Origin of the sequence: Acinetobacter baylyi DSM 14961 = CIP 107474, from assembly GCF_000368685.1 — a bacterium.
Classification (GTDB): Bacteria; Pseudomonadota; Gammaproteobacteria; order Pseudomonadales; family Moraxellaceae; genus Acinetobacter; species Acinetobacter baylyi.
In genome coordinates this window covers 559764-573147 of the sequence record NZ_KB849628.1, presented here as the reverse complement: position 1 = coordinate 573147, position 13384 = coordinate 559764, and the positions used below count along the sequence as shown (strand labels likewise).

11 protein-coding genes are annotated in these 13384 nt (G+C 39.4%); 8 read left to right on the top strand and 3 right to left on the bottom strand.

Annotated features, from left to right (window positions below; translation table 11 throughout):
* Positions 1–174 precede the first annotated feature (174 nt).
* From F952_RS12075 to F952_RS12045, 7 genes are all read left to right on the top strand, one after another.
* On the top strand, positions 175–1395 hold the full coding sequence (locus F952_RS12075; RefSeq protein WP_004927905.1) for an alpha/beta hydrolase: 1221 nt from the start codon (positions 175–177) through the stop codon (positions 1393–1395).
* A gap of 155 nt (positions 1396–1550) precedes the next feature.
* Positions 1551–2804: a serine hydroxymethyltransferase gene (glyA, locus tag F952_RS12070; protein WP_004927900.1), complete on the top strand. Its 1254-nt coding sequence runs from the start codon at positions 1551–1553 to the stop codon at positions 2802–2804.
* A 277-nt stretch (positions 2805–3081) separates the two neighbouring features.
* Positions 3082–3873 carry a hypothetical protein gene (locus tag F952_RS12065; RefSeq protein WP_004927897.1) on the top strand — a complete coding sequence of 264 codons (792 nt, stop codon included), beginning with the start codon at positions 3082–3084 and terminating at the stop codon, positions 3871–3873.
* Positions 3873–5015: a toxic anion resistance protein gene (locus F952_RS12060; protein WP_004927893.1), complete on the top strand. Its 1143-nt coding sequence runs from the start codon at positions 3873–3875 to the stop codon at positions 5013–5015. The genes F952_RS12065 and F952_RS12060 overlap by 1 nt, the downstream gene beginning before the upstream one ends.
* A 26-nt stretch (positions 5016–5041) precedes the next feature.
* Positions 5042–5953 carry a hypothetical protein gene (locus tag F952_RS12055; protein WP_004927887.1) on the top strand — a complete coding sequence of 304 codons (912 nt, stop codon included), beginning with the start codon at positions 5042–5044 and terminating at the stop codon, positions 5951–5953.
* A gap of 117 nt (positions 5954–6070) precedes the next feature.
* A complete protein-coding gene (gene ahpF, locus F952_RS12050) occupies positions 6071–7630 on the top strand; it encodes an alkyl hydroperoxide reductase subunit F (RefSeq protein ID WP_004927885.1) in 1560 nt (519 codons plus the stop codon).
* 278 nt (positions 7631–7908) lie between these two features.
* Positions 7909–8733 carry a DODA-type extradiol aromatic ring-opening family dioxygenase gene (locus F952_RS12045; protein ID WP_004927883.1) on the top strand — a complete coding sequence of 275 codons (825 nt, stop codon included), beginning with the start codon at positions 7909–7911 and terminating at the stop codon, positions 8731–8733.
* A gap of 119 nt (positions 8734–8852) precedes the next feature.
* On the opposite strand, the gene F952_RS12040 is transcribed toward F952_RS12045, so the two are convergent.
* The 3 genes from F952_RS12040 to F952_RS12030 form a co-directional block, all read right to left on the bottom strand.
* Positions 8853–9551: an aspartate/glutamate racemase family protein gene (locus F952_RS12040; protein ID WP_004927879.1), complete on the bottom strand. Its 699-nt coding sequence runs from the start codon at positions 9549–9551 to the stop codon at positions 8853–8855.
* 143 nt (positions 9552–9694) lie between these two features.
* Positions 9695–11152: an NCS1 family nucleobase:cation symporter-1 gene (locus F952_RS12035; protein WP_004927878.1), complete on the bottom strand. Its 1458-nt coding sequence runs from the start codon at positions 11150–11152 to the stop codon at positions 9695–9697.
* Positions 11153–11211: 59 nt separating this feature from the next.
* Positions 11212–12261 carry a porin gene (locus tag F952_RS12030; RefSeq protein ID WP_004927876.1) on the bottom strand — a complete coding sequence of 350 codons (1050 nt, stop codon included), beginning with the start codon at positions 12259–12261 and terminating at the stop codon, positions 11212–11214.
* Between the two features lie 380 nt (positions 12262–12641).
* Here F952_RS12030 and F952_RS12025 point away from each other — a divergent pair, with 380 nt between their 5' ends.
* Positions 12642–13364, top strand: coding sequence for a GntR family transcriptional regulator (locus F952_RS12025; protein ID WP_004927874.1), 723 nt, complete (start codon positions 12642–12644; stop codon positions 13362–13364).
* Positions 13365–13384 lie beyond the last annotated feature (20 nt).

Sequence of the window (13384 nt, the reverse complement as noted above, 5' to 3'; positions counted from 1 at the left end):
CAATCTGATTTTCTTTGCTTACATTGTAAATGTAACATTGTCTTGATCTAGTGCAAAGTGATTCAATAAAAGGCTGCTGCTAAACTAAGCACTATTTTCTTGAGTCTAGTGTTAAATTCAGATAAGTTTGAAAAGTAAAACAATTAAAACTCATGCTTAAAGGATAAAGCAATAATGAAAAAACAACTGATTATATTGACTACACTCAGTACGTGCATTTTTTTAAGTGCATGTAACGACAATAATGATTCAGGTTCATATGTTAGTTCGCCAAGTATCCCAGAAAATAACATCCAAAATCCAGTGGTTCGTATGGATGCCTATACATCAACTGATATGAGTTTGGTGGCAAATGAAAGCTTATTGATGACTTATAAGATGCTGGGAATCAATAATAAAGAAGTGCAGGCGACAGCGCTAGTTTTCACGCCTAAAGGAGTTCCACCAGTGGGCGGGTGGCCAATTGTGGCTTGGGCACATGGAACAACAGGTGTGGCTGATGTTTGTGCGCCAAGTCGTAATGTCATGGATGAAAATGTAAAAACCATGATCACTCAGTTGCTGGCGCAGGGTTATGTAGTTGTAGCACCAGATTATGAAGGATTGGGAGAGCCTAGTGGTAAAGAAATTCATCCTTTCTTAAATGTAAAAAGTGAAGCGTATTCAATTACCGATGCGGTTGTAGCAGCAAAAAGCTATTTGGGAGCAAAAGCTGCCACAAGGTGGGTCGCAGTGGGGCACTCGCAAGGTGGCCAGGCTGCGCTAGGGGCAGCACAATATGCGTCACGTGCAAAGCTGACCTATAAAGGCACAATAGCTGTTGCACCAGCATCAAATCTGGATCTTATTTTAAACGCCGGGGAGCTCTCAGCTGCAAACCAGCCTGTAGCTGTCCAAATTCCAACATATACCAATTTAGATACCTACACAGCCTTAATTACTGCCGGACTGCGCAATCCAAACCCTTCCTTACAATATAGTCAAATTTTTAAAACTCCTTCAGATTCGATTGCCGCTCAAGCAGAAAGTGTCTGTGCGCCAGCATTAGGTCAGTCATTTGCAGCAGGATTAACTGAGTATTCCAATAAGAATAACAATACGTTAGTCGGCTACGGTCGTACTCAGGATGGTTTCCTTAATTTGCCTGTGGTGAAAAATTTTACCAGTACAGATGGGCAACCACTAACAGTTAAAGTTTCAACGCCTATTAAGATTTATCAGGGGCAGGCCGATACCACGGTGCCATTGATTGCAACCAACAAGCTTGTTACGGAAGCAAAATTAGCTGGTACGAATATCAACTTTATTACAAACGAGACATGGACACACGGCAGCGCGTATAGCTTGAATATTTCCAATATTGTCACCGACGTAAATACTTTGTTTACCCAGTAAGTTAAATTTTTTATAGCAAAATGGCTGATCCGCGCAGGATGAGCCATTTTTATGCATAACTGAGCAACTTCGCCCTGCTTAAACTCAAACTTCATGATACAATAGCGTCCAATCTTAGCACGGCTTAAAAGCCCTACTACATAGGACCCTCGCTAATGTTTGCCAACATTTCTCTTTCTGAATTTGATCCAGAATTGGCCAAATCAATCGAAGCTGAAGATGCGCGTCAGGAAGCGCATATTGAGTTGATTGCTTCTGAAAACTATTGCTCTCCTGCGGTGATGGAAGCGCAAGGATCAAAACTTACCAATAAATATGCAGAAGGTTATCCTGGCAAACGCTATTATGGCGGCTGCGAATATGTAGACGTGATTGAACAGCTTGCAATTGACCGTGCTAAAGCGCTCTTTGGTGCTGATTATGCAAACGTTCAGCCACATGCTGGCTCACAAGCAAACTCTGCCGTATACCTTGCATTACTTAATGCGGGTGATACTGTTTTGGGTATGAGTCTTGCTCACGGTGGTCACTTGACTCACGGTGCAAAAGTAAACTTCTCTGGTAAAACATACAATGCCGTTCAGTACGGTCTTAACCCTGAAACAGGCGAAATCGATTATGACGAAGTTGAGCGCTTAGCAATAGAACACAAACCGCGTATGATCGTTGCAGGTTTCTCTGCATATAGCCGTATTGTAGATTGGCAACGTTTCCGCGATATCGCAGATAAAGTAGGCGCTTACTTATTTGTTGATATGGCTCATGTGGCTGGTTTGGTTGCTGCCGGTGTTTATCCAAGCCCAGTTCAAATTGCTGATGTCACCACAACCACGACCCATAAAACCCTTCGTGGTCCACGTTCTGGTTTGATTCTTGCAAAAGCAAATGAAGAAATTGAGAAAAAACTTCAATCTGCTGTATTCCCTGGTAACCAAGGTGGTCCACTTGTACATGCGATTGCTGCAAAAGCAGTCTGCTTTAAAGAAGCAATGGCACCAGAATATAAAGCTTATCAACAACAAGTAGTCAAAAATGCTCAAGCCATGGCTGAAGTATTAATTGCTCGTGGTTATGATATTGTTTCTGGTGGTACAGATAACCACTTGTTCCTACTTTCTTTGATCAAGCAAGATGTCACTGGTAAAGAAGCAGATGCATGGTTGGGTAATGCAAACATTACTGTCAACAAAAATGCGGTTCCAAATGACCCACGCTCTCCATTTGTAACTTCTGGTATTCGTATTGGTACGCCAGCAGTAACGACTCGTGGTTTTGGTGAAGCTGAAGTGCGCGACTTGGCTAGCTGGATTGCAGACGTTTTAGACAGCAAAGGTGATGAAAAAGTCATTGCTGATGTCAAAGCAAAAGTTGAAGCTGTGTGTGCAAAATTCCCTGTATATGAAAACTAAGTGATTAGTTTCAGAAAAAGCTCCTAAGGGAGCTTTTTTTATACCTAACATTTATGAATGGAAATTGTTGATTCTAAAAAATCATTTGATCCCTGAATTATCTCATAATTGATGAATACTAGCGTATTAAGAGCAGGCTGAATTTAAAGGCTTGATTGATCGAACGCTTATCTTGATTTATTGCAATTAACATAAAGTTATTATCTTGATATAAAACTATTCTATGCGCCGTCATAAAATCTGAATATGATGAAGAGATACATGACGATGGTGGATTATGGCTCGATTTAATTCTTTGATCCCGTTGGATCAGATTGAAACTGATCCCAAAATTGTCTTATCTATTAAGCGTAATGATCTGGTGCCGTTGCTAGATGATCAGTACCGACTCAATCATTTTGCGGATCAACTGATTCAGGCACAGTCGGTTTTGCTAAATAGTATCGATGCCGAATTGAACTATCAGCTTAGCCATGTCATTGGTCTATTAATTGAAAAATTATCGCAATCTGACAGGCAGCTTAAAAAGCGTAAATTTAATCGATTGCAGAAATGGCTCGGGATTGATCTGGAATATGATCAAAATCAACTTCATTATTTTAATGCTTTGCAAAGTTTGATTGATGAAGCTAATACACTGAGTCAGCGCTTACAGGTTGAAATTCAGAAATCACAGGCACGGGTACAGCAGTTGCTCGGATTACGTGAGCAAATGGCGACTTATATTGTAGCGGCTAAAGAGTTTTTGAATGAGTATCCTGAATTTGTAAACCACCGTCATCCACTGGACAATTTTCAAGAAAGATTATCCAAGAAAATAAATACTTTACATACCTTGCAAGTAAGTAATGATATTGCAATTACACAAATGCAATTGGCGCAACAACTTTCGTTTACTTTGCTGGATCGGTTTAAAGAAGCGCAGCAGGTATTAATTCCTGCTTGGCAATACCATTTAAAGCAGAGTATGCAAACAGCTTCAGTTTCTGAATTGCAAAAATTGGATCGTAGTCGGGACAATCTGCTGAATACGTTAAAGCAATCACTAGATCAAAATAAGGTGTCATAATGTCTGAATCTAAAGATGAAAAACGCTTAACTGAAATGATGACAGAAATTCAGCAGCAAGAATTTGAACGTTTAGATTTAAAAGCGCTCGGACTTCAACCTGAAGACTATGCAGAAGTTATTCATGCTCATCAGGCACTAGATGACATAAGTCATGCCAGTGTGGCCGAATACGGTAAAGATATTGCGACTAAAACATCGGCTTACACGGATGAATTGCTGACCTTGGTTCAGTCGAAAGATCTAGACCAAACGGGTCAAAAGCTGAATGAGGTGGTACAGGTTGCTAAACAGTTAAATACATCCAGTATTTTAAATAAACCAAGAACTTCATCTATTCCGATTATTGGTGGTTTACTCAATAAAATCAAAGGTGCAAAGCAGAATTTTGATCAGCACTTTAGTACCACCAAAGAACAGCTTGATGCTTTAGTCAAAGAAATTGAGCATTCACAGTCTGGACTAAAAACTCGCGTAAACACTTTGGATCACATGTTTAGTGCGGTACAGGATGAGTATAAACAATTGGGGATTCATGTTGCAGCAGGCCAAATTAAGCAGCATGAACTTCAGCAAAAAATTGCTGAATTAAGCCAAAAAGAACAAGATCAACACACGACACAACAAATTTATGACCTGAACCACCTTGTCAATAATTTAGAAAAACGGGTCAGTGATTTACAGGTTTTACAGCAGTCTGCCATGCAAACGTTGCCCATGATTCGAATTATTCAGTCGAATAATTTAATGTTGGTGGATAAATTTTATGCGATTAAAAATATTACGCTACCCGCATGGAAAAATCAGATCAGTTTAGCAATTTCTTTGCAAGAGCAAAAAAATAGTGTGCAGTTGGCTCAAAATATTGACGATGCGACCAATGAATTACTGCGCCGTAATGCAGATTTATTGCATCAAAATTCAGTGGATACGGCCAGAGCAAATCAGCGTTCAGTGATTGACATTGAAACCCTTGAACATGTTCAAAACACCCTCATAAAAACAGTAAATGATGTGATTCAAGTTCAGAAAGAAGGAATGCAAAAACGTGATGAAGCTGCTACACGATTACGCACTTTGCAGCACGATTTAAATCAGTTAGTAATCGAATCGAGCCAGAGTTCTGTTACCAATAAATCATAATATTATATTTGTTGTAGGAGAATCATTTGCCACCTATCGAGAATTATCCGATTGATGTTCAGTCGATTGAATCGAGATTGTATCTCTTAAAAAAGCGCCAACATCGGGTGACGCTTTTTAGTATGGTGGCGGTGCTGATTTTTATCATCAGTCTAATCGCTTCTTTTACTCAAACAGATTTGGTATATAGTTTTTTTGATCTTGGACAACAAGTTCATCAGTTGCATATTCCGGTTGCGGTAAATGATGAGCTGTTATCACCTTCACAGCCTGACTATTTTTTGAGTTTGTTGTCTTGGTTGGGTTGGATGATTTTAAAAGTTTTTGCTGGATTTTTTGGTGCTTTTATTTTTGTTCGAATTCTCAAAAAGTTTAAATTTTTTCAGTGGCGTTTTAAGTCTTTTATTCTACGGTTTGTGGCATGGCTGATTGGATTCATTTTGATCTGGTCAGGCTTAACTTATTTGCAATACGATTCTAGAAGTGATGACAATCAGGCTTATACAGAACTGATTGCTTATGATCAAAATATTCAGCAAAGTCAGATTGCACGTGATTTAAAAAATTCTGATGTTCCAGATGCAGTGAAAGACTATCTTTTGGCACAAACTGCATTATTGCACCGCCCTATAGATAAAGATGCTGCCTTGCCTTATGTTGCAGGTTTGATACGTGCAGAGCGAATAGATCCACATTTTATTGAATATGGTTTTAAACCTGAACAGCTTTGGATTATGCAACAACAAATGTATGGAAAATCGATTACTCCTTTAGCACAAAGTGTCCAACTTCAAGCCAATCAGGCACAGCAACTATCCGAGATAATTAAAAAGCTCTGCTTGGGATTGAGTTTTGTCGCTTTATTCATTGCGATTTTAAGTTATGGACTGGCCATGAATTTAAAAAAACGCACACTTCGAATTGAACAAACATCTTAATCAATTTTAAAATTCAAAAAACCGATTAAAACAATAAAAACATACTGTTTCAGCTATTCTAACTTTTATCGTATGATCCCCATCAAGTTAAAGAATTTACTCCTTTGGAGCTTCAACATGTTAGACCAAAATATCAAAACTCAACTTAAAGCTTATTTAGAACGTTTGGAAAGCCCAATTGAATTGGTCGCTGCACTCGATGACTCAGACAAAGCTGCCAAAATCAAAGAACTGGTCACTGAAATTGCAGAACTCTCCAACCAGGTGACAGCACGTTTTGATGGTCAGAATACACGCCGTCCAAGTTTCGGTATTGCCAAAGCCGGTGAACAACCTCGTGTGTTCTTTGCAGGCTTGCCGATGGGTCATGAGTTTACCTCACTCATTCTGGCATTGTTACAAACCTCAGGTTATGCACCTAAAGTGTCTGATGAAATCTTAAACCAGATTAAAGGCCTTAACTTAAAAGCTGATTTTGATGTGTTTGTTTCTTTAAGCTGTCATAACTGTCCAGATGTGGTCCAGGCGTTAAACTTGATTGCGATCTATAATCCAAACAGTACTGCGACCATGATTGATGGGGCTTTCTTTCAGGATGAAGTTGAAGAACGCAAAATCATGGCCGTACCAATGGTGTTCCAGAATGGCAATCACATCGGTCAGGGTCGTATGACGCTAGAGGAAATTGTCGCGAAACTGGACAGCAATGCTGCTGAGAAAGATGCCGCTGCCATTAATGCAAAAGATGTTTTTGATGTATTGGTCGTAGGTGCTGGTCCTGCTGGTGGTACTGCCGCGATCTATGCAGCACGTAAAGGTATTCGTACTGGTATGATTGCCGAGCGCTTTGGTGGTCAGGTGATGGACACCATGGACATTGAAAATTTCACCTCTGTACAAAAAACGGTGGGGCCAAAGTTTGCTGCGGATATGGAAGCGCATGTTCGTGAATATGATGTTGATATCATGAATTTGCAACGTGTCAGTAAGATTGTGGGTGCAGATCAAACTGCTTCAGGTCTGGTTGAAGTTGAACTGGAAAATGGGGCTAAGGTTGAATCGAAAACCGTGATTTTATCGACGGGTGCGCGCTGGAGAAAAATGGGGGTTCCTGGTGAGCAGGAATATGCCACTCGTGGTGTCGCATATTGCCCACACTGTGATGGTCCATTGTTTAAAGGCAAGAAAGTTGCGGTGATTGGTGGAGGTAACTCAGGTGTCGAAGCTGCAATTGATTTAGCAGGAATTGTTGAGCATGTAACGCTGGTAGAATTTGATACCAAACTTCGTGCAGATCAGGTATTGCAGGACAAGCTGAATAGTTTGCCAAATGCGACCATTATTACCAACGCACTTTCTACAGAGGTGATCGGTGATGGTGCTCAGGTGACGGGTTTGAAGTATAAAGATCGTGCGACAGATACAGAACACACGATTGAGCTGGCAGGGATTTTTGTACAGATTGGCTTGTTACCAAACACTGACTTTCTTAAAGGTTCGGTAGAGTTAAGCCCACGAGGTGAGATCATCATCAATGAGCGCAATGAAACCAATGTGAAGGGTGTGTTTGCAGCGGGTGACTGTACCACAGTGCCGTACAAGCAGATCATTATTGCCACAGGTGAAGGTGCCAAAGCGTCTCTGTCTGCTTTTGATTATATTATTCGTCATGGCTGATTGATTAGATAAAGATTCAAGTTACATTGGATTGACTTGATTAAATCACTTTACTTTACTTTACGGAGTCTGATCTTCTAACAGTCAGGCTCCTTTTTTTCTTGTGTAATATCATGCATGGCAATAATGAAAATAAGTCGTGTAGTGACGCAGTACATAAAATACAAAAAATTATTGTTCTAAAAATACGTTGAATTGTTCTATTCTTGCGGTTGTCGTTGCATGAAGTGATCGATTAAATTATCCAATAAGTTTGAAAATACTAAAGGGGAAGTTCAATGTCAGCAGTCAATCAACGACAACCTGTATTTTTTATTTCTCATGGTGGTGGGCCATGGCCTTGGATGCCAAATGCACTTAATAATGTGTATGCTCAATTGGCGCAGTCACTCGCAAGTCTTCTGGACTCGTTACCTAAAAAGCCAGATGCGATTCTGATGATCTCTGCACATTGGGAGGCGCCTGAATTTACAGTACAGACCGCACTCCAACCTGACATGATCTACGACTACGGTGGCTTCCCTCCACATACTTATCAAGTGCATTATGCATCTTCTGGATCACCTGAGTTAGCCGAGCGGGTTGTCGATTTACTTGAGCAAGCCCATATCAAAGTCTCAAGTGATGATGGGCGTGGTTATGATCATGGTATGTTTTCTCCAATGCAGATCATCAATCCTGCGGCAGATATTCCAGTCGTTCAGCTTTCTTTGAAAAAAGGTTTAAATCCTCAAGAACACATTGAGATGGGGCGGGCCTTAGCTGCCTTACGTGATGAAAATATTCTGATTATTGCCAGTGGATTGAGCTATCACAATCTTCGAATGTTTAATGCAAATGCTGCTGGACCATCACGTGATTTTGATCAGTGGTTATATGAAGCTGTGGTTAAACATCAAGGAAGTGAGCGAAATCAATTGCTTCAACAATGGGAGTTGGCACCCGCTGCGCGGATTGCACACCCACGTGAAGAACACTTATTACCTTTAATGGTGGCAGTGGGAGCAGCAGAACTTGAACAGGGTAGCCGTAATTATCATGAGACAGCATTTTTAGGGGGCTTATCTGTGTCAAGTTTTGCTTTTGGTGATTTGCGACATTAATCGGAATGTTTATTCATTATTTCACCATAGATCAACTTTGAATCGTATTCACAAAGTCACTTTAAAAACCAGATGATGTATCTGGTTTTTTATATGATTCAATATTGAATAGTTGTTGGTTATTTTCGAATTGGATAATTATAATCTCCCCATTTACTGGTTTTAAGTCCTAGTCCATGTAAACCCTCAAGCAGTTTCACTGCAGCCGTGACGCCATCAATTACAGGGATATCAATCTCTTGAGCGACACGTTCGGCAAGTTTTGCCATACCCCCACATCCCAATACAATTGCACCAATATTGTCTTGTTGTTTTGCTTTTAGACAATGTTCCAATAATTTTTGGTAGGTTTCTTCGGTGTTACTTTCTAGTTCAAGTACCGGTAAATCGATACAATGAATATTTGAACATTTATGTACAAAGCCATATTCATGCAGTAAATGTTCAGCAATAATTCGAGTTCGAGAGAGAGTGGTCACAATCGAAAATTTGGTTGCAACCAATGTTGCGACATGAAATGCGGCTTCTGCAATACCAATCACAGGCGCATCTGCAATTTCGCGGGCAGCATGTAAAGCAGGATCACCAAAACAAGCAATAATATGTCCATCAACTTGATTTTCTCGACCTTCTTTAATCAGTTGCAAGGTTCCTAAAGCTGAAATGGCTTCATCATAATGGCCTTCAATGGATGGCACACCGTGATCTGGAGAAACAGCAATAATTTCGGTGGTTGGTGCAGCAACTTTTTTGGCACTTTCACCTATCGAATGAGTCATTTCAATGCAGGTGTTGGGGTTAATGACTTGTATCCGCATAATGCATAACCTTGATATTTAAAATAAAAGCCTAAATAAGCTGTATTGAACGATAAAATTTAAAGCGATAAGCGACTTCCACAAATTTTTCAATCATAAGTTTATGGAAGTCTTTACTTCGATTTGATTGAGTAAAGCGTGTGCTAGATCAACGATTTTATTTTCACACGTTGTTTAATAGAGAGCAGACTGTAAATAATCAGACCTGCAAACATTCCAATAAACCAGGAGAAATTTGCCAATATATGCAGCTGAGGGAGCAATACACAAAGAATAGGGATAATTGCTGCGGGAATCAGTGCTGCAATAGCTTTTGGATTATAGCCATTTTGGTACCAGTACTTTCCATGAGGATTAATGCTATATAATTCATCTACCTCAATTTTTTGTTTCTTAACGATGTAATAATCTGCGATCAAGATACCAAATAATGGACCAATTAATGCACCTAAAACATCAATGGTGTAGTGAATCACCTGAGGGTTGTTAAATAAATTCCATGGCGTAATAAAGATTGAACCCACTGCTGCAATCATACCTCCCATTCGCCAACTGATTTTATTGGGTGAAACATTTGAAAAATCAAAAGCAGGTGATACAAAGTTAGCCACAATGTTAATGCCAACCGTTGCAATCATGAGCGTGAGACAACCAAGAACTACCACAAAAGTATTATTTAGTTGTCCAACCATTTCTACAGGATCTGTAATTAACTTACCATAAATAGGCAAAGTCGCTGCGATACAGACTACTGTTAATACTGAGAATGCTAGAAAGTTGACAGGTAAGCCTAAGAAATTACCAAATTTAACTGCTTCAAAGCTTTTACCATAGCGTGAGAAATCGCCAAAATTAAGTACAGGACCAGAAAAATAAGATACAACTAATGCAATGGCACCAATCATAACGGGGATAACATCCATGCCGTCGTATTTGACGCCGCCTAGATTCATGTTGATATTACTCCAGCCAGCCTCATAGACCAACCACACTGCCATGGCAAACATCACAACATAAACCGCAGGACCAGCCCAATCGATAAACTTGCGAATACTATTCATGCCTGACCAGAATACGACTGCCTGAAGTACCCAGAGCAGCATAAAACCTAGCCATCCCAGATAAGACAATCCTAAAAATGAATGTTGTTTGACATCAGCATATGCTGTCATTTCAGGCCAAAACTTTAAAATGATAATAATAAATGCGCTTGAAGCCAGATAAGTCTGAATGCCATACCATGCAACAGCAATAATTCCACGAATCACAGCAGGAATATTGGCACCAAAAACACCAAAGGTTGCGCGACAGATCACCGGAAAAGGTGTACTGGTTTTTTGGCTTGGTTTTGCAATCATATTGGCAAAAAATTGTACAATCACAATGCCGATAAGTAATGATACCAATACCTGCCAACTATTGAGGCCGAGTGCGAATAAGCTTCCAGCAGTTACATAGCCACCAACACTGTGTACATCAGACATCCAAAAGGCAAAGATGTTATACGATGTCCACGTTTGTTTTTTTAAAGGTGCTAGGTCAGAGTTGGTTAATTTAGGGTGGTAATCGGGTTTGATTAGGGCTTCAGATTCATGTTGCATGTTAGTCACTCACTTTCATTTTGTCATAGGGTCATCGTAAAATTGCATTTGAAGTTGAATTAAAATGTCAGACGAACACCAACAGCAGTTGAGAGTTGATCTTGATTGGCATAGCCACCACCTGCTAAATTCGAATCTGTATTGACCAGGCTTTCACTTGAACCATCTGAATTTTTGAGATAAGCCACATTGGCAATGAGACTCAGTGGTTGACGGACTTGATAAATTGCTAAGGCTCGATACACCATAGCGTGGTGATCAAAAGTCGTATTTTCTTTGTAAATAATGTCACCAGATAAAGTTAGTTTAGGCGTAAACAAATAATCTATGCCTATTTCAGTTGCCCACGCCTGTTGCTTCACTGAATTACTTGCAATTGCAGCATATTGACCTGGACCATCAATATCTGCATAAGCGATGCCTAAACGAGTAGATAATTTTGAAAAGTTATAACGGGAGGCGAGTGTCGAAAGCTTATAATGATGATCATTGTCTTGAGCTTCATGATCTTCATAAGCGCCGCCGATCATCCACTGATTTGTAGCATATTTAAAAGCGCCTGAAAAAATTTGCCCGTGTGTGTTTTTAGTTGAATCATCTTTAAGGCCGTAAATTGCACCAAATTGCCAGCCATTCATTTCAGGCGAAGTGTATTTGACTAAATTTGAATAAATTTCACTGACGGCATCAAATTCAGAAAATTTAAAAATCGCCCCCGAGTTATATCCGCCTTTAAAGACTGAACCGACAAGCCAATCATCGTTAAATGTCCATTGTTTACCTATGCTGACGGCGCCATAAGGTGTTTTCATTCCAATGTAAGCATTACGATCAAACAGTTCGCCATCTTTGCTTTGTTCGCCTTTCGAAGGGTTAAATCCAGCCTGTAATTTAAAAAAAGCCTGATAATCCTCATCAATTTTATAATCGCCACTCAATCCGAGATTTGACACACCCAAAATACTGTCAACACCAGTCGTTTTGGTTTTTGTACCTTGCTTTACATTACTTACAGATGCGATCCCCGTATCAATCAAACCACTCAATTGTAGGTTGACACCACCAGATGTTAGATTGATCGCTGCATGACTGCTGAACGTTAAACTCATCATACTGCCTAACATCACGCATTTTTTTAGACAAAACACTGTTACCACCCCAAGTATGTTTAGAATTGTTTTCACAACTCTTTTAAATTGTTGACCAAATAAATTAAAATTGTGCACAATTTTATTTAAGCAAAATTTGAACCAACTTTTATAAGATTCCGTGATTCAACAGGGGGAGCGGGTAAGTAATTTGTTATTTTTAATTTAAATATTTGAAATTATTTTATTTTATTTTTAATAAAATTAAGTTGGAAATAAATAAAGTTGTATGGAATATATAAAAATTGTGAACAACTTGCTAAACTATATATCAAATAAAATATAGTTTTATTCTAAAGTCCTGTTGAAAAAATCCGCTTTTTGCTCTGTATGAGGAACGCATGTCATTATCTGCACCAGAAAAAAGCAATCATCTGTCCAATAATGAAGACACCGATCAGCATATTTATCATGCAATTGTTGATGCCATTATGAATCGACAAATTGGGCCAGGTACTCGTTTGGTCGAAGCACCGCTGTGTGAGGCTTTCGGGGTAACACGTGGAGTATTGCGTCGTGTGTTTGTCAAACTTGCGCATGATCGGGTGATTGAAATACAGCCCAATCGTGGTGCAGTGGTTCCTGAACATGATTTTCAGGAAACAGAAGCTATCTTTGAAGCACGTAGTATGCTTGAAATTGGCACAGTTAAAAAATTGGCACGAAAATATAAACAGCTTGATCTTTCTGAATTGAAAGCGTTAATAGATAAAGAAGAAAAAGTGCGTAGCGCTGGTAATCTCAAAGAGTGGATTAAGCTTTCTGGTGATTTTCATATTTGTTTATGTGAAGCCAACCATAATCCGATTGTGACAGGGTATTTGCAAACCTTAATTGCTAGAACCTCGTTATTAATTGGAATGTATGAAACCAAACCCAACCATTGTTCTGTTGAAGAGCATCATGCGATTTTGGAGGCAATTGAGCAGGGTGATGAACAAAAAGCGATTAAGCTCATGGAAGCACATTTAGGAGAGTATGCGCGTAGCTTTCTGGATGAACAACCAGATACCAAGTCACCTAATTTAATAGATATTTTTCAGAATAAAAAACTTCAAAAATAATTGAATTTAAAAAAACCGAG

Bases quoted from the DNA above. Each gene is read 5' to 3' on its own strand.
- F952_RS12075 (WP_004927905.1), top strand. From the start codon at position 175: ATGAAAAAACAACTGATTATATTGACTACACTCAGTACGTGCATTTTT.
- glyA (WP_004927900.1), top strand. From the start codon at position 1,551: ATGTTTGCCAACATTTCTCTTTCTGAATTTGATCCAGAATTGGCCAAA.
- F952_RS12065 (WP_004927897.1), top strand. From the start codon at position 3,082: ATGGCTCGATTTAATTCTTTGATCCCGTTGGATCAGATTGAAACTGAT.
- F952_RS12060 (WP_004927893.1), top strand. From the start codon at position 3,873: ATGTCTGAATCTAAAGATGAAAAACGCTTAACTGAAATGATGACAGAA.
- ahpF (WP_004927885.1), top strand. From the start codon at position 6,071: ATGTTAGACCAAAATATCAAAACTCAACTTAAAGCTTATTTAGAACGT.
- F952_RS12045 (WP_004927883.1), top strand. From the start codon at position 7,909: ATGTCAGCAGTCAATCAACGACAACCTGTATTTTTTATTTCTCATGGT.
- F952_RS12040 (WP_004927879.1), bottom strand. From the start codon at position 9,551: ATGCGGATACAAGTCATTAACCCCAACACCTGCATTGAAATGACTCAT.
- F952_RS12035 (WP_004927878.1), bottom strand. From the start codon at position 11,152: ATGCAACATGAATCTGAAGCCCTAATCAAACCCGATTACCACCCTAAA.
- F952_RS12030 (WP_004927876.1), bottom strand. From the start codon at position 12,261: ATGAGTTTAACGTTCAGCAGTCATGCAGCGATCAATCTAACATCTGGT.
- F952_RS12025 (WP_004927874.1), top strand. From the start codon at position 12,642: ATGTCATTATCTGCACCAGAAAAAAGCAATCATCTGTCCAATAATGAA.